Genomic DNA, 19,572 nt, shown 5'->3' with positions numbered 1-19,572 from the left:
TAAGACAACCTCTCTCAAACTGCTCAGATGGAATAGACACTCTCCCCTCCTCCGTCCATCTATGAGAAGCCCTCAGCTTCTATTACGTAAACGCTGAAGAATGGTTTCAACTTTTTGAGCTGTGTATTCCATATCTTCAGTAGTATTACCCAAACCAAAACTAAATCGAACTGCTGAATTTAAAAGTTCCTCAGGAAGCTTCATCGCTTCGAGAACATGAGATAATTCAAGCGAGCCTGAAGTACAGGCAGAACCGCTCGCTGCAGCAATGCCTTCCATATCCAAATTCATAAGCAGTGTCTCTGTATTCGTCTCAGGGAAACTTACATTCACAATGTGCTCCAAATGATCGGTTGGATGACCATTAATAACAAATCGCTCCTTGCCGACGTGCTGCTCAAGACTGCGAATGAATGTCTCACGTAACTTGCGGTCTGATGCAATTTTATCGCCTAAGCGAGCTTTAGCAATTTCCATCGCTTTGGCAAAGCCTGTTACGCCCGCCATATTCTCTGTGCCTGCACGGCGCTTCTTCTCTTGAAGACCTCCGTGAAGCAGAGGGTGTATAAGGAGCTTTCTGCGAATATACAAAGCGCCTACACCCTGTGGACCGTTAATTTTGTGCGCAGAAAAACTCATTAAATCAACGGGAAGGTCTGATAATGAAATATCGATCGATCCTAATGCTTGTACTGCATCAACATGAAAAGGAATACCATGCTCCCGTGCAATTTCACCAATTTCACGGATCGGCTGAATCGTTCCTACTTCATTGTTCGCATACATGACACTGATCAAAATGGTGTCATCCGCAATCGCCTCACGAACATGCTCAGGATTTACTTGTCCAAAGCGATCTACCGGAAGATATGTGACCTTAAATCCTTGCTTCTCCAGCTCTTCACAAGTATGAAGCACAGCATGATGCTCAATGGCTGTCGTAATAATGTGCTTGCCTTTGTCTTTATAAGCAGAAGCAATACCAAACAAAGCGAGATTGTCGCTTTCTGTACCTCCGCTGGTAAAAACAATTTCCTCTGGACGACAGTTAAGCTGTGCAGCAATGATATCTCTTGCTCCATTGACCACTCGTTTGGCAATTCGCCCAAATCTGTGAACACTTGAAGCATTGCCATACTGTTCCGTCATCACTTTCAGCATAGCCTCTGCCACTTCAGGATGAACGGGAGTCGAAGCGGCATGGTCTAAATATATAGATTTCATAAAAATTACCTCGCCTTAGATGTAGAACATGTAGTTGTCTGATGTTCCTAGTTCGTGATAGTTAATTAAATCATGAAGTGTTGTTGAGTCGATAACATTCGCAATGCTGTCGCGGATTCGCTTCCACAAATCTCTCTTCGCTGGATCATCTTCCTCCGCAAAATCAACAACTGAAATCGGACCTTCAAGCACGCGAATGATATCGCCAGCTGTTATTTCTTTTGGCTCGCGGGACAGCACGTAACCGCCGTATGCCCCCCGGATACTTTTTACGAGCCCTGCGTTACGGAGCGGTGCAATCAGTTGCTCCAAATAATGTTCGGACAGGCCGTTTTTCTCTGCAATGCTTTTGAGAGAAGTAGGTCCTTCTCCAAATCTGGATGCAAGCTCCATCATGATTGTTAATCCGTAACGTCCTTTAGTTGATATTTTCAAACAAATGACACCTCTTTCGAAATTTTAAATCAAATATTAAAGTATGCAGTCCCATGCTTATTGATTAGGAACACATATGTGTACAATAGAAATAGACGAATTCATAAATCACTGTAACCTTCATTCGCCTCCGTTTATCGTAACATATCTCCATCTGTTATGGAAAAAAATTTGTTTCTCAAATCTTGACATACGAGCAAATATCGTATATTTGAGATACTTGTGTTAAAATAATCTTCGCACAACTTTTTTAAAGAAAATGGTGATCACGATGTCCAAAACGATTGAAAATACACGAGTCGTAGTTGGCATGTCTGGAGGCGTTGATTCTTCAGTTACAGCGCTTCTGCTCAAACAGCAAGGCTACGATGTCATTGGCATCTTTATGAAGAACTGGGACGACACCGATGAATTCGGAGTATGTACCGCAGAAGTAGATGCTGAAGATGTGCGTCGTGTATGTGAGCAAATAGATATACCTTACTACACAGTTAATTTCGAGAAAGAGTACTATGATAAAGTATTCTCCTATTTCCTTGATGAATATAAGCGCGGACGTACTCCAAATCCTGATGTGATGTGCAACCGAGAAATTAAATTCGGTGAATTTCTTAATAAAGCGCTCGATCTTGGTGCTGATTATGTCGCAACAGGTCACTATGCTCGTGTCGTGCAAGACGAGAACGGAGTGTACAAGCTTCTGCGCGGCGTAGATAACAACAAGGATCAAACGTACTTTCTCAATGCGCTGAATCAACAACAATTGTCCAAGACGATGTTCCCAATCGGTCATTTGCCTAAAGCTGAAGTGCGGCGAATTGCTGAAGAAGCAGGACTAGCAACGGCTAAAAAGAAAGACAGCACCGGCGTATGCTTCATCGGCGAACGCAATTTCAAAGAGTTCCTAAGCAACTACTTGCCTGCACAATCTGGCGATATGGTTGATATTGTAACTGGTGAAGTGAAGGGCCGCCATGACGGCTTGATGTATTACACACTAGGACAACGCCAAGGACTAGGTATCGGCGGTTCTGGTAACGGTGAGCCTTGGTTCGTTGCTGACAAAGATTTAGAGAACAACATTCTCTATGTCGTACAAGGCGGTAACCATCCAAGTATGTATTCAACAGGTCTCATTGCAACAAGTGTAAACTGGATTGCAAATAACACTGTTCTGACAGAACCGATGCATTGCACTGCAAAATTCCGCTATCGTCAACCAGACCAGGGTGTCACGGTAACACCGCGGGAAGATGGTACAGTTCACGTTCAATTTGACGAACCGCAAAAAGCAATCACCCCTGGTCAAGCTGTTGTGTTTTACAATGGTGATGAATGTCTAGGCGGAGGAACGATTGATAAAGTCGAGAAGATGGAGTACTCTCACCAAGAAGCTTAATTGTATAGCGAATAACAACCGTCTCTTTGCAATTGAATGCAAAGAGATGGTTTTTTTTACCAAAATATAAGACGTAATGAATCCGATAAAAGTTACAATCCTCTTTCCATATACTTTCTATATGTTTATGTTGACTATATATAATTTGAACTGATAGATTAGGAAAGAAGCAAGTTGTTAATCTATCAATTTGAACAAAGGTGGGTGATCCAAAAATGATACAGGAACAAGAACTGTCCACCCGTGAAACGATTTTGCACATGCTCAAGACACAAGGTCTGCTCAGTGCAAAAGAAATAACAACTCAGTTAGATATAACAGAAATGGCTGTTCGGCGACATCTCAGTACGCTTGAGCGCGACGGATATATTGAAGCGAAAATGATTCGGCAGCCGATGGGACGTCCTACGGCTATTTATCGAATAACGGAGCTTGGCGAAGGCTTATTTCCCAAAAGCTATCATACATTAACCTTAGATTTGCTGGGCGAACTAGTAAAAGAAGCAGGCGAAGAAATGGTAGACCTGCTCTTTGAAAAGCGTAAACATAAATTAATGAACAAGTACGAATCGAGCATGCGAGACAGAGATTTACATGAGAAAGTCACCATACTCGCTGAAATTCAACAAGAGAACGGATATATGGTTGAATTGGAAGAATACAACGAGGGACAATTTGTTTTGAAGGAGCATAACTGCCCGATTCTTAAAATTGCAGGGCAGTATAATCAAGCTTGTCAATGTGAACTTCAGCTGTTTCAGTCTTTACTAGACGCTAACGTCGAGCGGACGGAATGCTTGGCAAAGGGCGGATCTAGATGCATTTATGTGATAAAGCCATCGTCATGAAAGTAAACACAGAGAGAGGCATTTATGCCTCTCTCTTTGTTTGTCTGATGTATTTTATCTAACCTGCATTCCGAGCCATGTACCAATTAATCCTAAAATGACGGAGCTTATGACATACATAATTGCGCGTACATACTCTTTCTTTTCCATAAGCTGAAGCGTCTCATACCCAAATGTGGAGAAGGTTGTATAAGCTCCGCAAAAGCCAACGCCTAACAGCAAATACAAATAAGACGGCAAAGATTCCTTATTGCTGTACAATATGCCTAGTAACAACGATCCGCTAATGTTAATAATCCACGTTCCCCAAGGGTAACGGGTGCCAAGCCGATCAGCGATCCATTTCCCTAGCGAAAACCGCGCTGCAGCGCCGACGATTCCTCCCGCACCGACCAACCATATCACGATGCTTCACCTTCTCTCACGGCAGGCGCCATTCGATTTCCGATTAGAATACCCGCTCCTGCTAACAGCAGTCCGCCTGCAATACTGAACCATATATATAAGAGTGACACCAAGTAATAACCCTCACTCCATAAATGCAACGTTTCAACCGAAAATGTGGAGAAGGTTGTAAATGCTCCAGTGAAACCTGTTCCAATGGCTAGGCGAAGCTGAGGTGATATACGCCATGCTCGAAGCGTTACCGTGAAGAACCATGCCAGAAACAAACATCCAGCCAAGTTAATGATGAGTGTAGCTAATGGAAATCCATCGCTTAATGGCGGAACTAGCTGGCCGATCAAATAACGACAAATAGCACCGAAAAAACCGCCGACACCTACACACAGTAAGTTTTTCATGAATATCGTCCCTGTCCCTAATTAAGAATTTGTTTCATTTACACCTTGGTGTCTTGAATAAATTTTAGCCTCAACACCGGAATTTTGCGGTTTGTAGAACTTCACATTTTTCAACTCTGGAGGCAGATACTCCATCTTTCTCCCATGAGGTTCATTAATTGGATTAACATACGTTTTCGAGCCGTCAGTAATGTCCTTAGGCACCTCGTAAGCCTTCGTACTTTTCACTAAATCGAGTGCGCTGTTGATCGCTTTATAGACGGAATTTGATTTCGGACTTTCACAGACGAAGATTGCTGCTTGAGCGAGCGCCATTCGAGCCTCCGGCATACCGACGAATTGTACTGCCTCCTTGGCCGCGAGAGCCACTTGCAGAGCTGTAGGATTCGCCATGCCGACATCTTCTGTTGCATGAACAACAATGCGCCGAGCAATATAGAGAGGGTCAACTCCTGAATAGAGCATTCTAGCCATCCAGTACATCGCCCCATCACTCTGTCCGCCCCTTAGACATTTGCAGAAGGCAGAGGTCATATCATAAAAGTCCGTCGTCGTGATGCTGTTAATACGAGATTCATAGGACTCCTTGATCAGCTCTAAATCAATCGTATCTGAATCATATAGAGAATACGCAGCTGTCTCCAGTGCAATTAACGAGTTGCGCACGTCACCATTTGAAATGTCCACCAAATAATCAAGTGCTTCATCTGTTAGCTTATACTTGCCGCCCAGCCCTTTCTTAGGGTCCGTCAAAGCAAGCTGAATAATCTGTTTGTGCTCCTCCGGCTCAAGCGGTACAAAATGATAAACGCGGCATCTCGAAATGAGCGGCGGAATAATATCATGGGCAACCGACTCCGTAGTCGCACCGATCAGAATAAACGTACCATCCTCTACAACAGGAAGCAGCGCTTCCTGAACGTTGCTTTTCATCGCATGTATTTCATCGATAAACAGAATCGTCTTTTTACCATACATACTAAGATCGTCTTTCGCCCTGGATATCGCATCGCGAAGGTCGGCAATCGTTAAATTGACCCCATTCAGCTTAATAAAGTTAGCATCCGTCAATTGACTAATAATTGTGGCAAGGCTTGTCTTCCCTGTAGACGGCGGACCTTGCAAAATGATGGATGTCAGCTTATCATTCTCAATCAATCTTCGTAATATTTTGCCTTCTCCTAAAATATGCTTCTGCCCAAAAAACTCTTCTAAATTTCGTGGACGCATTCTTTCAGGAAGCGGCTGATGTTCATTCGTTTGAGTGTAATCAAATAAATCCATATATAATCACCTTTACGTGTATCACACAATAATTTGTAATAATCTTTAGTTTAACAACGTGTTACCGGAATCGCAAACGATATCTCACCAAATAAACAATATAGGAATATGCTGTATAAAATGAAAGGTCTGACCCAGCATGCAAAATGGAGCTGTAATCTGGTTCACCGGGTTGCCTAATTCGGGTAAATCTACAATCAGCAGAATGGTCGCAGGGCGGCTGGAAGCCGGTGGTGCAAGAATAGAAAGGCTTGACAGCGACGAAGTTCCTCCATCCCTAACGAAGGAATTAAGTCCAGACTGGACGACCCGCCAGAAGCAAAAATGTATCAACCTGCTCTATATCGCTCAGCTGCTTGCTCGTCATCATGTAAATGTCCTCATCGCTTCAGTTGGGCGTTTGGAGGAAATGCGAACGCTGGCTCACAAAACGATAGATAACTTCGTAGAGGTTCATCTGGACTGCCCTTTAGAAGTCAGGCTCGCTCGTGACGAGAAAGCGAAGTACTTACGCCACTCACACACTATTCACTACTATGAACGCTCTAACGAAGCCGATTTGTTGCTGTCAACGAATATACTAACTCCTGATCAATGTACGGAGCAGATCATTCATTATTTAATAGATCGGAAGATGATTGCCTTTGACAAAAATAGTGGAGATCATTCCTGATCGCCTGTATGCAGGCGGAGTTTTAGACCTTGCAGGGTGGTCGTTTATACGCAAAAAAGCAGATGTTGTATTCAATGTCATCCCCATTCCCGATACTCCCCCGTTCGATCCAGCAGGGCGCATGTTCATATGGCTTCCATTAATAGATAAAGTCGCTCCATCTTTAACTTGGACAATACATGCAGTCAAAATCATGAATGAACTGATGACAAGCGGACTCGTCATGTACGTTCATGACAAAGTAGGAATTAACCGCCTGGGCTTCATCCTTACTGCTTATTTCATGTTCAATTATCATCTGGAACGGGACGAGGCATTAACTTACTTGCGCCAAAAGAAACCTAATCTAAGACCAAACGCAAAATATATGCAGCTACTAGCAGAGTACGAGGCTTACCTGAAGTCTCATCCAAACTAAACAAAGCCAAGGCAAATTTCGCCTTGGCTTATTTATATAACTTTACTCCGGCCAACCCGTTACTGCAAATTCTCCTTCTTCTTGCGGCAGGTAAGACGGTACTTCGTCTCCGTGAAGCATCCATAGCTCATGAAGTGCCCTTGTACAACCTACGTACAGCAGCTTCGCATCCCACTCATGGTCGTCATAGTGGTTCTTATTAGCGTCTGCAACGATAACTGCGTCAAACTCCAAACCTTTGGACAGGTAAACCGGCAAAATCGAGTGACCGCCTTCATATTGCTTTTTGCTGCCATCGATCAGATGAATATCATATCCTGATGCCGACAAGAAATGATGCATCTCTCTGGCTTCTTTCAGAGTTCTCGTTAGAATAGATACCGTGCGATACTCTTTAGCAAGAAGCTGATCCAAAGCGCGGCGCAGATTGTCCTCTCTGCTAACCTGACCATAACCGATGAGCCTTACTGGATCACCGCTCCGGAACACGGGAACAGCCAGAAGGTCGCTCCGTACGCCACGCTCTAATATTCCGTTCGCAAATTCGATAATCTCCATCGTAGAGCGGTAACTGCGTGTAAGCGCATAATAAGCCGTTTGATCAGGCTTAAAGAGCGAGCTCATCTCCTGCCAATCATGAATGCCCCTATAAGCATGAATGCCTTGTGACAAGTCGCCAAGGATCGTAAATGAATGCCCGCGTACAAACAAGTCGAGCAGCGCAATTTGAAATGGTGAGAAATCTTGCGCTTCGTCAATCACGACGTGGTCAAACATTTGATCGCTTGTTCGATCATTCAGCAGGTAGTGGATATAGACGAGCGCCGGCAAATCCTCTTCACGCAAGGTGTTGTTTTTTAAGTCAGACTGTGTACTTTGCAGCACCTGCTTTGGAATGATACTGAGCATTTCTTCAGACCAGCTTGCTGGCAGCTTAAGTGCCTTGAACATTTGCTTATAGATCGTTAGCGGTTCGTAATGCGGCCATTTGCCTGCATAAGACTTCTCCCGCTGACTCGCACGCTTCTTCCACTCCTTCTGTTTAGCTGCATTTGGCGCCTTCTTCAGCTCCATTTCCACCCAGCGGTGTATGCGGGCCATGACCCGTTCTTTGCGCTTTGCAAGCGGATAGGGTTTATACTCCTCGTTGAACCAACGCAGAATAGTATCTCTAGGCAGCGTCGCCCCTTCCCAAGGACTAAAATCCGTGTCAGGAACCGAAGCTTCCTCCAGCGTCTCCACACAGCTCCGAATGAGCTTCATAAACGAGATCGAGCCTTTGAAGCGCCCTGGAACGTCATCAGTCAGCTTCGGACGATCTTCAATATTTTCAAACCAATAAGCTAATGTGTCCTTGTTGTCAGGGAGCGGTACGTCCAAATGAAGTATATTCATTGCCCAATCTACAAAGGTGCTTTGCTGGATATCTCCGACACCAAGCTCGGGAAGAACGTCAGATATATAATCAAGAAACATATGGTTAGGCGCGAAAATAATCATTTTCTCTGCGGATACTTGTTCTTTATACTGGTACAGCAAATAGGCTAACCGATGAAGTGCGACTGTTGTTTTTCCGCTTCCCGCTACCCCTTGAATAATAAGTGCCGTATTTCTGGCTGCCCTAATAATTTGATCCTGCTCCGCCTGAATGGTGGAGACAATGTCCCGCAGCCGGTTATCTTTATTCTCTCCTAGACGGTATACGAGAAATTCGTCGGATACTGCAGGCTGATCTCCTTCCCGGTTAAACGTATCCACTACGCGCTCCAAAATCTGCTTGCGAATCACAATGTTTCGTTTAAGATATACAAGTCCTTCAATCATTCCTTCTGGTGCTTCATAAGATGCGGGATCTTGCCCGCCTGTAAACGAATAAAATAGACTGGCAATTGGCGCTCGCCAATCGATAACAAGCGGTGCTTCACCAACTTCTTCTTGATCGACGCCAACTTTCCCAATATAAAGCGGTCTTCGCTGCTTACCGCCCGCTTCTTCGAAATCCAAGCGTCCGAAATAAGGCTCTGCCAAACTTTTCGCTAAGCTTTGGCGTTTACTCTCTCGCGCAGCCTCCAAAACCTGTTCTGTGAAATCATGCCCTGTATATACCGGGATATTGCGAAACCGCTCTAGCTGACGGTTAATTTCAGCAATAGCAGCATTTAGCCTTTTCTCTTCTTCTTGATAGGCACTTTGAAAGCTTTCAGCCATAATTCAGTTACCTCCTAAGAATGATGTTCCTTTTTCTAGAATCCGATCGTTGCTGCAAAAAGGAGTCTTAATATACCATAACAGGATGCGAAAAGCAATTGAACTCATAAAAAAACGTGACGCTGAACATTCAGCATCACGTTTACTTTATCAAAAGAAGAGCAGCTTACATAAGCTTTCTGATAGGAAGGTGTAAGATTAGTGAAGAAAGCTTTCGCTTCAGGCGATGCATCTAGCTGGGCCTTAAAGTCTGCGGGGATAATCAGCGGAGCAGAAGCAGGCTTAGAAGCTCTAGCTGCTTGATCTCCGCCCCGTCTCTTGCTCTTAACCTGATCTGCTGGGCGATATCGCATGGCAGACCACGTATCATTTACAGAAACGAGCGATACGCCTTCATATCCGGCTTTAATAATCATATCCCATCCGTGATCACGGCTTAAATCCGTCTTGATTTTAGAAGAGCCTTTCGGATAACAGAGCCAGAGAAGCCCATCTGGGCGAACGGCAGACAAAGCCATATGCCCGTACTTCTCAAGCTCTGCCTTCGTCTTTACGAACAGCTGCACGAAGTCATAAGCGCCAGCAAGCTGTTCATTATAGGATGCGACTTCATTCGTTTGACCAATTTCTGCTAAATAGCCTTCTGGAGCTTCAAGCACGAGAATATTTCCGTCCTTTGGAAGTCGAAGTTTCTTCACTAATTCGTCGTTCATACTTCTATACCACCTTTAGCCAGCAGATCCTTAACGACAACACTGACCATAATTAAACCTACGACTGGCGGCACGAAGGCATTACTTGCAGGCGGCTGCTTCGCTTTCCGAATTTCAGGAGCATTCTCCGGTACAATTTTTTGAGTGACATCTTCACGCGGCTTGATCGGTTTCTCGGTAGAGAAAACAACCTTAACGCCTTTTTTAATGCCTTCTTCTTTGCGAAGTTTATTGCGGACGATACGCGCAATCGGATCCATCGATGTCTTCGAAATATCTGCGACTTGGAATTTGGTCGGATCCATTTTATTGGCGGCGCCCATACTCGAGATAATCGGAATATTTCGTTTTATACATTCTTTAATGATATGAACTTTGTAGATGATCGTATCGGATGCATCAATAACATAATCCAGATCGTATTTAAACAGTTCCTCATACGTTTCTTCTGTGTAGAACATGTTCAGCGCAATCGCTTCGCACTCTGGATTAATCAGTTTAACACGTTCCACCATCAGATCAGCTTTTTTCTGACCAATGGTGGTAGTGAGTGCATGAATTTGCCGGTTTATATTCGTAATATCAACCACATCTTTATCGATGAGAATAATACGGCCGACTCCAGTACGAGCCAGTGCTTCTACAGCGATTGACCCTACGCCCCCGATGCCGAGTACCGCAACGGTGCTCTTTTTCATAATATCTAAGCCTTCAGGTCCAATCGCCAGTTCCGTGCGTGAAAACTGATGGAGCATAGTATGAAGCAATCCTCCTCAAAAAATCAAGTTAATTTCAATTATTTTTTGTCACCAGCAGCCGCTTTAAGAGCTAGCTTAATGTGCAGTTGCTCAAGCTGAGATGGATCGACTTCGGAAGGTGCATCCATAAGCAGATCCGTTGCGCTTGCTGTTTTCGGGAATGCAATCGTTTCGCGCAAATTCGTACGGCCTGCAAGAAGCATAACGAGACGGTCGAAACCAAAAGCGATACCGCCATGCGGTGGTGTACCATATTCGAACGCATCGAGCAAGAATCCGAATTTCTCATAAGCTTCCTCAGGTGACAGACCGAGTGCCGCGAACATCTTCTCTTGAACATCACGTTTATAAATACGCATTGAACCGCCGCCTACTTCATAGCCGTTCAGTACTAAGTCATATGCTTGCGCTTTAATTTGACCTGGGTCGGTATCAAACAATGCAACATCTTCGTCTTTTGGACGAGTGAACGGATGGTGTTCGGCGACATAGCGTTTTTGCTCTTCATCGTATCCAAGAAGTGGGAAATCTACGACCCAAGCAAATTTGAACTGAGACTCGTCAATCAGTCCAAGTTGTTTACCGATTTTAAGACGAAGCGCACCAAGAACGTCAGCTACAACCTTTTTATGATCTGCAGAAAAGAGCAGTAAATCCCCTTCTTCTGCGCCTGTGCGTTCTTTAAGGGCTTCAATTTCTTGTTCAGTGAAGAATTTCACGATTGGACCTTTGAATTCTCCGTCTTTCACTTGAATCCATGCAAGGCCTTTCGCACCATAGCGGGCTGCATATGGTCCGAGGTCATCAATTTCTTTACGGCTCCAAGTACCGCAGCCTTTGGCGTTAAGTACCTTCACTTCACCGCCTTTTTCGATCACAGAGGAGAATACTTTAACTCCGCTGTTCGCAACAATATCATTCACTTCAATGAGCTCAAGCCCAAATCGAAGATCCGGCTTATCTGAACCGTATTTGCCCATTGCATCTGCGTAAGTAATACGCTGGAATGGAGTAGCAAGTTCAACCCCGATCGTTTCGCGGAACAAACGTACCATTAGCTGCTCCATCATCGACATTAAATCATCTTGTGTTAAGAAGGATGTCTCAATGTCGACTTGTGTAAATTCAGGCTGACGGTCTGCACGAAGATCTTCGTCACGGAAGCAGCGTGCGATTTGATAGTAACGTTCAACGCCGCCGACCATAAGCAGCTGTTTGAAAATTTGCGGTGATTGCGGCAATGCGAAAAACTCGCCTTCATGCACACGGCTTGGCACGAGATAGTCACGAGCACCCTCAGGAGTACTCTTTGTCAAAATTGGAGTTTCCACTTCCATGAAGCCTTCTCCGTCTAAGAAATCACGGAATACTTTAGCGGCTTTGGAGCGAAGCATTAATGTTTTTTGCATCTCTGGACGGCGAAGGTCAAGATAACGATATTTCAAACGGAGTGACTCATCAACTTCAACACCGTCTTCGATAAAGAATGGAGGCGTCTTCGCTGCATTGAGCACTTCAATTTCTGTAATTTGCACTTCAATTTCGCCTGTAGGCAAATTAGGATTAATCGTTTCAGCATCGCGTTTAACGACTTTACCTGTTACGGCAATAACATATTCGCTGCGAACGCGATCAGCTATTTTAAGCGCATCCCCAGAGTAAGCTGGATTAAATACAACTTGTACGATACCGCTGCGGTCGCGCAAATCAATAAACAATACGCCCCCCAAATCGCGGCGAGTTTGTACCCAACCATTCAAAGTAACGGTTTCTCCGATATGGGCAGTCGTTAGTTGCCCGCAGTGATGAGTCCTTTTCATAGTTCATCTAACCCCTTTTATATAGTAATGGTGTATCTACTTAAGTTCATTCACAAGTTCATCCAGCTTGACGGTACGCTGTTCACCTGTTGCCATCAATTTGAGGGCAATTTCACCGCGCGAAAGCTCATCATCGCCAAGAATTGCTGTATAGCGCGCTTGCATGCGGTCAGCGGATTTCATTTGCGCTTTCATTTTACGGCCCAAATAATCGCGGTCTGCCGAATATCCTGCTTGGCGCAGTTTGAAGAGCAGCCTTGTAATTTCTTTATCGGCAGCTTCGCCTAATGCCACTAGATATACATCGAGCGGTTTTTGAGTAGTTACTTCGATTTGCTGGTGTTCCAAAATAAGCTGGATCCGTTCAAGTCCAATACCAAGACCGACTCCGGGCTGATCTGGACCGCCAACATCAGCAACAAGGCCGTTATAACGTCCACCGCCGCCGATCGTATCGATTGCTCCTATACCTTGTGCTTTCAATTCAAAAGCCGTATGTGTATAGTAATCGAGTCCCCGAACAAGACGAGGATTGATGATGTAATCGACTTCCATGGCTGTTAGATATTGTTTGACCTGCTCGAAGTGTGCCGTTGATTCTTCATCTAAGCTGTCTAAAATGGACGGTGCGCCTTCAAATTTAGGCTGGTCTACTTTACAATCCAGTACACGAAGCGGATTGCGGTCGATACGAGACTGACAATCTTTGCACAGATTGTCTCTCATCGGTGTTAGGAAATCGAGCAGACGCTGACGATATGCAGCCCGGCTCTCTTTATTGCCTAGAGAGTTCAAATCGACTCGAACGCCTTGCAAGCCTAAATCTTTGCAAAATTGATAGCCTAAAGCGATCACTTCTGCATCAATGGCCGGATCTGTTGCACCGAATGCCTCAACCCCAAATTGGTGGAACTGGCGATACCGCCCCGCTTGAGGACGCTCATAACGGAACATCGGACCGATATAGTACAGCTTCGTTACGTCTGGCTCGCCGTACAGCTTGTTCTCTACATAAGAGCGCACAGTGCCCGCAGTGCCTTCAGGGCGCAAAGTCATACTGCGGCCGCCCTTATCTTCAAATGTATAAATTTCTTTCTCTACAACGTCAGTTGTTTCACCCACTCCGCGAACAAACAATTCTGTTTGTTCGAAAATAGGTGTGCGAATTTCCCGGTAGTTAAAGCGTCTGCACAAATCCCGTGCTTTCTCTTCAACGAACTGCCATTTTTCTACAACTCCGGGCAGCAAATCTTGTGTGCCTGTCGGTTTTTGAAAGGCCATCGATCATTACCTCCAATAGTGTATAATCCTGCTAAACAAAAAAACTCCCGACCTCTGTTTATTCATCATAAACAGGGACGAGAGATTCATTCCATAATCACCCGTGGTGCCACCCACATTCCAGAACATAAGGTTCCATCTCAAAATGAAAGCCATGCTCTGCTTTTATACGGTTAACGCCCGTCTACGCATAACGGCTACTACTGCTCCTTCGCCGTATGTTCTAAGGGAGGTCTTTCATTCAATCATCATCAGAATCCTTACAGCCAAGGGATTCCTCTCTGTGGATGTGGGTTTGAACTACTTTTTCCCATCATCGAATCGATTTTAATCATTTTCCAATGTGTATATTGTAAGATTGTAAAGAACACAAGAACTAAAGTCAAGATGATAAAAAGAAAAAAACCTACAAACATAAGTTGTAGGTCCATCATTTATATGATTTAAAAAAGGGGGTCATGTCTGTTATTATATGCAGCCTATGTTAAGGGAACATGAACCTTGTATTACAGTTGCATTACAAAAATGAAAGCGTTTTAACTATACTATGATCTCGGTTGAAACTGCTTCATAGGCTTAACCATCCCTTGTGTATACAACAAAGAACTGTTTTCATTACAAGATTTCGCCAGATATCCCGCTTCTGCATAGCTTCCCGTAGGCAAAAGAGGGTGCGTACTCCATCTCGCTTCTTTTGGTGACTGATGCACTGGCATTATACTCCTTCACAGGCTCTTATTTTTGTAATCCCGTAAATTATTTTCCCCTAAATCACTTTTGCTATCCTGAATACATGTTGAATTACCGTAATAAAATAAAAAACACCCTACTGCCTACTTCAAAAGTAAGCTGTAAGATGTTCATATTCAATCGTCAATTTCGACTATCGACTATAAGCGTCACGGGACCCCAATTTACTAGCGACACATCCATCATCGCACCAAATTCGCCAGTTTCTACTTGCAGTCCCTTTGCACGCAGCAGCTCATTAAATTTGTCATATAATTGAACGGCCATATCTGGTTTAGCAGCAGCCATAAAGTTGGGACGTTTGCCCTTGCGGACATCCCCATACAGTGTGAACTGCGATACGGACAAAATTTGTCCGCCGATGTCTTGCACACTGAAATTCATCTTCTCTTGATCATCTTCAAAAATACGGAGTCCAGCAATTTTATCAGCAAGGTAAGCTGCATCCTGCTCTGTATCTTCATGCGTGATGCCAACTAACAACATTAATCCTTCGTTAATAGCACCTACTACTTTATTATTTACCGTTACTTGCGCTTGTTTGCAGCGCTGTACAACCACTTTCATGAATTGCTTGCTCCTTGACTTTGTTATCTTAGGCATGCATTATGCATACGGTTATTGCATAATGCGGTGCACCGTATACACATCCTGCACACGTTTGATTCGATCAACAACCGATTGCAGATGATCGGTATTACGAATAAGAATCGTCATATGAATCAAAGCGAGTTTGTTTTTATCCGAGCGTCCAGATACCGCTGAAATGTTCGTCTTGCTCTCGGATACCGCCTGCAACACTTCATTTAACAGACCCCGGCGGTCATGTCCAGTAATTTCGATATCGACACTGTAATTGGCTTCAATAGATTTTTCCCATTCCACCTCAATCACACGCGCCGCTTCCTCGCCATCGCCAGTTACAGGAATATTCGGACAGTCCGTGCGGTGTACCGAAACTCCTCGTCCACGAGTAATATATCCAATGATGTCATCCCCAGGCACTGGGTTGCAGCATCTTGCAAAGCGGACAAGTAAATTATCAATTCCTTTAACAGACACTCCGTTGGTTGGGCGGGATTTCTTCTGTTCCGACGGAGCTTTCACTTCTTTAACTTCAGAAGTAAGCTCCAATAGACTTGCCTCCTCTTGCTCTTTCCGTAATTTCTCGGTTAGACGAGTACAGATTTGAGCAGCCGTGATTCCCCCGAATCCGACAGCGGACAGCATATCCTCTATATCGTTAAAAGCAAATTTCTTCGCTACTTCTTGCAGTTTATCATCGGTCATCCAGACGGAAGGCTCCAAGCCTAGACGCTTTAATTCACGTTCTAGCGCTTCACGTCCCTTTTCAACATTCTCTTCACGTTTCTCTTTCTTGAACCACTGCTTAATCTTACTGCGAGCATGCGAAGACTGCGCAATCTTAAGCCAATCCTGACTTGGGCCGTACGAATGTTTGGAAGTCAAAATTTCAACAATGTCCCCAGTTTTGAGCACATGATCAAGCGGCACAATACGTCCATTCACTTTGGCACCGATTGTCCGATTACCGACTTCTGTATGAATCCGAAATGCGAAATCAAGCGGAACAGAGCCGGCTGGAAGCTCAATCACTTCCCCTTTTGGTGTAAATACAAACACTAAATCGGAGAAAAAGTCCATTTTAAGCGACTCTACAAATTCAGATGCATCCTGTGCTTCATGCTGAAGTTCAAGAATTTCACGGAAAAACGGCATTTTATTTTCAATATTGCCTGCTCCAGCTCCCTCTTTATATGCCCAGTGAGCGGCAATACCGAATTCTGCAGTACGATGCATATCCCAAGTTCGAATCTGCACCTCTGTTGGCTCACCGTTCGGACCTATAACAGTCGTATGGAGCGACTGATACATATTTGCCTTCGGCATAGCGATATAGTCTTTAAAACGACCAGGCATCGGTTTCCAAAGGGTATGAATAATGCCGAGCGTCGCATAGCAGTCTTTAATGTTATCTACAATAATACGGATTGCAAGCAAATCGTAGATTTCGTTAAATTGCTTGTTTTTCGTCGACATTTTCTTAAAAACGCTGTATATATGTTTTGGACGGCCGGAAAGATCGGCTTCAATCCCCATCTCATCCAATTTTTCTTTAATACGTGAAATAACTTTATCGATATACTCCTCACGTTCTGCCCGCTTCTTATGCATGAGGTTGGCAATACGATAATATTGCTGCGGATTCAAGTATCTGAGGGCAATATCTTCCATTTCCCATTTAATGGCAGATATACCTAGACGATGAGCAATCGGGCAGAAAATTTCGAGCGTTTCATAGGCAATACGCCGCTGGCTCTCTTCGGATTGATACTTAAGTGTCCGCATATTGTGCAGTCTGTCTGCAAGTTTAATAACGATGACACGAATATCCTGGGCCATCGCAATAAACATTTTACGGTAGTTTTCATTTTGCTGTTCTTCTTTAGAGCGAAATTGGATGCGCTCCAGTTTGGTAAGGCCATCGACAAGCATCGCGCAAGTGTCGCCAAATTTCTTGCGAATTTCTTCCAAAGATACTGTCGTGTCTTCTACAACGTCATGCAAAAGAGCAGCAATAATGGACAGCGTATCCATCTGCATGTTCACGACAATTTCTGCAACCGCCAGCGGATGCAGAATATAAGGTTCTCCTGATTTCCGCACTTGGCCATGATGGGCTTGTTCAGCAAATTCATAGGCCTCCTTAATGCGGAGAAGATCTTGTTCTTTGATATAGGCGGACGCCTTTTCAAGTAATCGCTCTATGCCCATTGAATCCTTTCCGTTTCCTTTCTATATAAAATGGGGCCTTAATTAAGCTTCAAACGGTTACCCCATTAGTGATTTTCTATAATTATGACGGTTGCTTAAACTTCCGTCAACTATTCAAGATGGCTGGTATTCAAATAAATTACAATTTTCGTCCTATTTTCGCAAAATTTTTATTGAAATATGAAGGGAAACTCTATAATCTAGAAAAGATGATCTTTTATAGGTATAACAAATTAGAGGAGTGAAACTAGTTGCAACGCGAAATTCAAGTAAATGATAAAATTCCTTTTGGCCCAGGCATACTGTTAAGTTTACAGCATTTATTCGCCATGTTCGGCAGTACAGTACTCGTCCCTAACCTTTTCCATGTAGATCCTAGCATGATCCTGCTTATGAATGGTATTGGAACGCTCTTGTACATCTTAATCTGTAAGGCCAAAATTCCTGCATATCTTGGCTCGAGCTTTGCATTCATTTCACCTGTTATGGTTGTTTTGACTGCACATCCGGATAACGGATACTCTATGGCGCTCAGTGCGTTTATCGTCACCGGGATTATATTCTGTTTAGTCGCTCTTATTATTAAGTTCGCTGGGACTAACTGGATTAATGTCGTCTTCCCTCCAGCTGTTATGGGTGCGGTGATTGCGATTATCGGACTGGAACTTGTGCCGGTTGCTGCAGGTATGGCGGGTATCATTAATACAGATCCTACAAAAACAACCTGGTTTGCTGATCCAAAAGCAGTTACATTATCTCTCGTTACTTTAGGTGTCACTGTCTTAGGTGCTGTACTATTCCGTGGTTTTCCAAAAATCATCCACATTCTCATCGGGATCGTCACAGGCTATGTTCTCGCTTATTTTATGGGCATGGTTAATACGCAAGCGATCGCTGATGCACAATTCTTAACGACTCCTAAGATTACAACACCAACTTGGGATTGGTCAGCGATATTTACGATTATTCCCGTTGCGCTTGTCGTCATCGTAGAGCATATCGGTCACTTGCTCGTAACAAGCAGCATTGTTGGTAAGGACTTATCTAAAGATCCAGGTTTGCATCGTTCTTTGCTCGGTAATGGCGTATCTACAATTCTTTCTGGTTTTGTTGGCTCCACGCCAAATACAACTTACGGTGAAAATATCGGAGTGATGGCTTTAACCAAAGTATATTCCATATATGTCATCGGAGGTGCAGCTATTTTCGCCATTCTGCTGTCCTTCTCTGGTACTTTCTCTGCGGTAGTAGCCAATATTCCGACTCCTGTTATGGGCGGGGTATCACTGCTTCTGTTCGGTGTCATTGCCGCATCTGGACTTCGTATCTTTGTCGAACAAAAAGTTGACTTCTCTAAAGCGTCCAACATGATCTTAGCAACGATTGTCTTAATTATTGGTATTAGCGGAGCTCAGCTCAAGTTTGGTCATGTTACGCTCAAGGGAATGGCACTAGCAACGATCGTTGGTATTGTGCTCAGCTTATTGTTTAAATTGTTTGAAGTGCTTGGCCTGTCAAATGAACAAAGTAAAGAAGCAGCTCATTAATTTAAAATAAACCAACTAATAAAACAGCCCTCAAGCTGCCGTGTACCGGTAACTTGAGGGCTGTTTATCTTTCCCCGATAAACGGGTGAATTAATAAGTAAGCAGTGAGAAAACATTAATATTGGGAAGTTTGTTACGACCTTGAAGTTCGCTAAGCTCGATTAGGAAAGCAGCACCGACAACGTTGCCACCCAGCTTCTCCACTAAGTCTACACATGTTGCAATCGTCCCGCCTGTTGCAAGCAGATCGTCTGCAATCAATACATTTTGACCTTTCTCAATTGCATCGCTGTGTACAGCCAAAACGTCTTTACCATACTCGAGATCATATCTGGCTTCAATTGTATTATAAGGCAATTTACCTTTTTTACGAATCGGTACGAATCCAACACCAAGCGCATAAGCGAGCGGTGCGCCTACTACGAAGCCGCGAGCTTCTGGTCCCGCAATGACATCAATTTTCAAATCTTTAACGAGCTTTCTCATTTCTTCGATAGCTTGATGGTATGCTTCGCCGTTTTTCAGCAATGTTGTGATGTCTTTGAAGCTGATTCCCGGTTGCGGGAAATCCTCAACGACACGAATGTAATCTTTAAAATTCAAATTAATCTCCTC

Annotated in this window: 19 protein-coding genes and 1 other annotated feature; of the genes, 5 read left to right on the top strand and 14 right to left on the bottom strand. The window is 44.0% G+C overall.

The features are described 5' to 3' along the window. Positions 1 to 72: 72 nt before the first annotated feature. Both J2Z20_RS00265 and cymR read right to left on the bottom strand, forming a co-directional pair. Positions 73 to 1,224 (bottom strand): cysteine desulfurase family protein, encoded by a 1,152-nt coding sequence (locus J2Z20_RS00265; protein WP_209844231.1) that lies wholly within the window; start codon positions 1,222 to 1,224, stop codon positions 73 to 75. Between the two features lie 15 nt (positions 1,225 to 1,239). Beyond that, positions 1,240 to 1,659, bottom strand: a complete 420-nt coding sequence (cymR, locus tag J2Z20_RS00260; protein WP_209844229.1) for a cysteine metabolism transcriptional regulator CymR — start codon at positions 1,657 to 1,659, stop codon at positions 1,240 to 1,242. A gap of 271 nt (positions 1,660 to 1,930) precedes the next feature. Between cymR and mnmA the strand changes: the two genes are divergently transcribed. Next, a complete protein-coding gene (mnmA, locus tag J2Z20_RS00255) occupies positions 1,931 to 3,058 on the top strand; it encodes a tRNA 2-thiouridine(34) synthase MnmA (RefSeq protein WP_209844227.1) in 1,128 nt (375 codons plus the stop codon). A gap of 215 nt (positions 3,059 to 3,273) precedes the next feature. Further along, a complete protein-coding gene (locus J2Z20_RS00250; RefSeq protein ID WP_209844225.1) occupies positions 3,274 to 3,906 on the top strand; it encodes a helix-turn-helix transcriptional regulator in 633 nt (210 codons plus the stop codon). A gap of 54 nt (positions 3,907 to 3,960) precedes the next feature. Here the strand turns inward: J2Z20_RS00250 and crcB (J2Z20_RS00245) are convergent, their stop codons facing one another. Genes crcB (J2Z20_RS00245) through J2Z20_RS00235 form a run of 3 tightly spaced genes read right to left on the bottom strand, consistent with a single transcriptional unit; the run spans position 3,961 to position 5,993 of the window. After that, positions 3,961 to 4,311 carry a fluoride efflux transporter CrcB gene (gene crcB / locus J2Z20_RS00245; protein WP_209844223.1) on the bottom strand — a complete coding sequence of 117 codons (351 nt, stop codon included), beginning with the start codon at positions 4,309 to 4,311 and terminating at the stop codon, positions 3,961 to 3,963. Next, positions 4,308 to 4,709, bottom strand: coding sequence for a fluoride efflux transporter CrcB (crcB, locus tag J2Z20_RS00240; protein WP_209844221.1), 402 nt, complete (start codon positions 4,707 to 4,709; stop codon positions 4,308 to 4,310). The genes crcB (J2Z20_RS00245) and crcB (J2Z20_RS00240) overlap by 4 nt, the downstream gene beginning before the upstream one ends. Positions 4,710 to 4,730: 21 nt before the next feature. Beyond that, positions 4,731 to 5,993: a replication-associated recombination protein A gene (locus J2Z20_RS00235; RefSeq protein WP_209844219.1), complete on the bottom strand. Its 1,263-nt coding sequence runs from the start codon at positions 5,991 to 5,993 to the stop codon at positions 4,731 to 4,733. A gap of 139 nt (positions 5,994 to 6,132) precedes the next feature. Here J2Z20_RS00235 and J2Z20_RS00230 point away from each other — a divergent pair, with 139 nt between their 5' ends. Next, complete coding sequence (locus J2Z20_RS00230) at positions 6,133 to 6,666, top strand: adenylyl-sulfate kinase (RefSeq protein ID WP_209844217.1); 534 nt, start codon at positions 6,133 to 6,135, stop codon at positions 6,664 to 6,666. Beyond that, entirely contained in the window at positions 6,638 to 7,084 is a 447-nt protein-coding gene (locus J2Z20_RS00225; protein WP_209844215.1) for a protein-tyrosine phosphatase family protein, read from the top strand. Before J2Z20_RS00230 ends, J2Z20_RS00225 begins: the two co-directional genes overlap by 29 nt. A 42-nt stretch (positions 7,085 to 7,126) precedes the next feature. Here the strand turns inward: J2Z20_RS00225 and J2Z20_RS00220 are convergent, their stop codons facing one another. The 8 genes from J2Z20_RS00220 to J2Z20_RS00185 all read right to left on the bottom strand — a co-directional run bounded on the left by J2Z20_RS00220 (position 7,127) and on the right by J2Z20_RS00185 (position 17,410). After that, a complete protein-coding gene (locus J2Z20_RS00220; protein ID WP_209844213.1) occupies positions 7,127 to 9,292 on the bottom strand; it encodes a HelD family protein in 2,166 nt (721 codons plus the stop codon). A gap of 104 nt (positions 9,293 to 9,396) precedes the next feature. Next, a complete protein-coding gene (locus tag J2Z20_RS00215) occupies positions 9,397 to 10,005 on the bottom strand; it encodes a YdeI/OmpD-associated family protein (RefSeq protein ID WP_209844211.1) in 609 nt (202 codons plus the stop codon). Continuing rightward, a complete protein-coding gene (locus tag J2Z20_RS00210) occupies positions 10,002 to 10,760 on the bottom strand; it encodes a tRNA threonylcarbamoyladenosine dehydratase (protein WP_209844209.1) in 759 nt (252 codons plus the stop codon). The genes J2Z20_RS00215 and J2Z20_RS00210 overlap by 4 nt, the downstream gene beginning before the upstream one ends. Positions 10,761 to 10,801: 41 nt before the next feature. Further along, on the bottom strand, positions 10,802 to 12,583 hold the full coding sequence (gene aspS / locus J2Z20_RS00205; RefSeq protein ID WP_209844207.1) for an aspartate--tRNA ligase: 1,782 nt from the start codon (positions 12,581 to 12,583) through the stop codon (positions 10,802 to 10,804). A 36-nt stretch (positions 12,584 to 12,619) separates the two neighbouring features. Then, positions 12,620 to 13,864 carry a histidine--tRNA ligase gene (gene hisS / locus J2Z20_RS00200; RefSeq protein ID WP_209844205.1) on the bottom strand — a complete coding sequence of 415 codons (1,245 nt, stop codon included), beginning with the start codon at positions 13,862 to 13,864 and terminating at the stop codon, positions 12,620 to 12,622. Positions 13,865 to 13,934: 70 nt separating this feature from the next. Further along, positions 13,935 to 14,190: a binding site (T-box leader), on the bottom strand. A gap of 219 nt (positions 14,191 to 14,409) precedes the next feature. Next, positions 14,410 to 14,574, bottom strand: a complete 165-nt coding sequence (locus J2Z20_RS00195) for a hypothetical protein (protein ID WP_209844203.1) — start codon at positions 14,572 to 14,574, stop codon at positions 14,410 to 14,412. A 163-nt stretch (positions 14,575 to 14,737) separates the two neighbouring features. Beyond that, on the bottom strand, positions 14,738 to 15,181 hold the full coding sequence (gene dtd, locus J2Z20_RS00190; RefSeq protein WP_209844201.1) for a D-aminoacyl-tRNA deacylase: 444 nt from the start codon (positions 15,179 to 15,181) through the stop codon (positions 14,738 to 14,740). A gap of 51 nt (positions 15,182 to 15,232) precedes the next feature. Further along, complete coding sequence (locus J2Z20_RS00185) at positions 15,233 to 17,410, bottom strand: RelA/SpoT family protein (protein WP_209844199.1); 2,178 nt, start codon at positions 17,408 to 17,410, stop codon at positions 15,233 to 15,235. A gap of 251 nt (positions 17,411 to 17,661) precedes the next feature. On the opposite strand from J2Z20_RS00185, the gene uraA reads away from it, so the two are divergent. Continuing rightward, complete coding sequence (uraA, locus tag J2Z20_RS00180; protein ID WP_209844197.1) at positions 17,662 to 18,957, top strand: uracil permease; 1,296 nt, start codon at positions 17,662 to 17,664, stop codon at positions 18,955 to 18,957. Between the two features lie 90 nt (positions 18,958 to 19,047). Here uraA and J2Z20_RS00175 read toward each other — a convergent pair whose 3' ends face one another. Further along, the gene (locus tag J2Z20_RS00175; protein ID WP_209844195.1) at positions 19,048 to 19,560 is read right to left on the bottom strand and encodes an adenine phosphoribosyltransferase; all 513 of its coding nucleotides are present in this window, start codon (positions 19,558 to 19,560) and stop codon (positions 19,048 to 19,050) included. Positions 19,561 to 19,572: the final 12 nt, after the last annotated feature.

Origin of the sequence: Paenibacillus sediminis (assembly GCF_017873765.1) — a bacterium.
Taxonomy (GTDB): domain Bacteria; phylum Bacillota; class Bacilli; order Paenibacillales; family Paenibacillaceae; genus Paenibacillus_AG; species Paenibacillus_AG sediminis.
This window is presented reverse-complemented; position numbering and strand designations above follow the sequence as displayed.

What these genes read in the sequence shown, in the direction of transcription:
- J2Z20_RS00265 (WP_209844231.1), bottom strand. Translation starts at nt 1,224, where the DNA reads ATGAAATCTATATATTTAGACCATGCCGCTTCGACTCCCGTTCATCCT.
- mnmA (WP_209844227.1), top strand. Translation starts at nt 1,931, where the DNA reads ATGTCCAAAACGATTGAAAATACACGAGTCGTAGTTGGCATGTCTGGA.
- J2Z20_RS00250 (WP_209844225.1), top strand. Translation starts at nt 3,274, where the DNA reads ATGATACAGGAACAAGAACTGTCCACCCGTGAAACGATTTTGCACATG.
- crcB (WP_209844221.1), bottom strand. Translation starts at nt 4,709, where the DNA reads ATGAAAAACTTACTGTGTGTAGGTGTCGGCGGTTTTTTCGGTGCTATT.
- J2Z20_RS00235 (WP_209844219.1), bottom strand. Translation starts at nt 5,993, where the DNA reads ATGGATTTATTTGATTACACTCAAACGAATGAACATCAGCCGCTTCCT.
- J2Z20_RS00230 (WP_209844217.1), top strand. Translation starts at nt 6,133, where the DNA reads ATGCAAAATGGAGCTGTAATCTGGTTCACCGGGTTGCCTAATTCGGGT.
- J2Z20_RS00220 (WP_209844213.1), bottom strand. Translation starts at nt 9,292, where the DNA reads ATGGCTGAAAGCTTTCAAAGTGCCTATCAAGAAGAAGAGAAAAGGCTA.
- J2Z20_RS00215 (WP_209844211.1), bottom strand. Translation starts at nt 10,005, where the DNA reads ATGAACGACGAATTAGTGAAGAAACTTCGACTTCCAAAGGACGGAAAT.
- J2Z20_RS00210 (WP_209844209.1), bottom strand. Translation starts at nt 10,760, where the DNA reads ATGCTCCATCAGTTTTCACGCACGGAACTGGCGATTGGACCTGAAGGC.
- aspS (WP_209844207.1), bottom strand. Translation starts at nt 12,583, where the DNA reads ATGAAAAGGACTCATCACTGCGGGCAACTAACGACTGCCCATATCGGA.
- hisS (WP_209844205.1), bottom strand. Translation starts at nt 13,864, where the DNA reads ATGGCCTTTCAAAAACCGACAGGCACACAAGATTTGCTGCCCGGAGTT.
- dtd (WP_209844201.1), bottom strand. Translation starts at nt 15,181, where the DNA reads ATGAAAGTGGTTGTACAGCGCTGCAAACAAGCGCAAGTAACGGTAAAT.
- J2Z20_RS00185 (WP_209844199.1), bottom strand. Translation starts at nt 17,410, where the DNA reads ATGGGCATAGAGCGATTACTTGAAAAGGCGTCCGCCTATATCAAAGAA.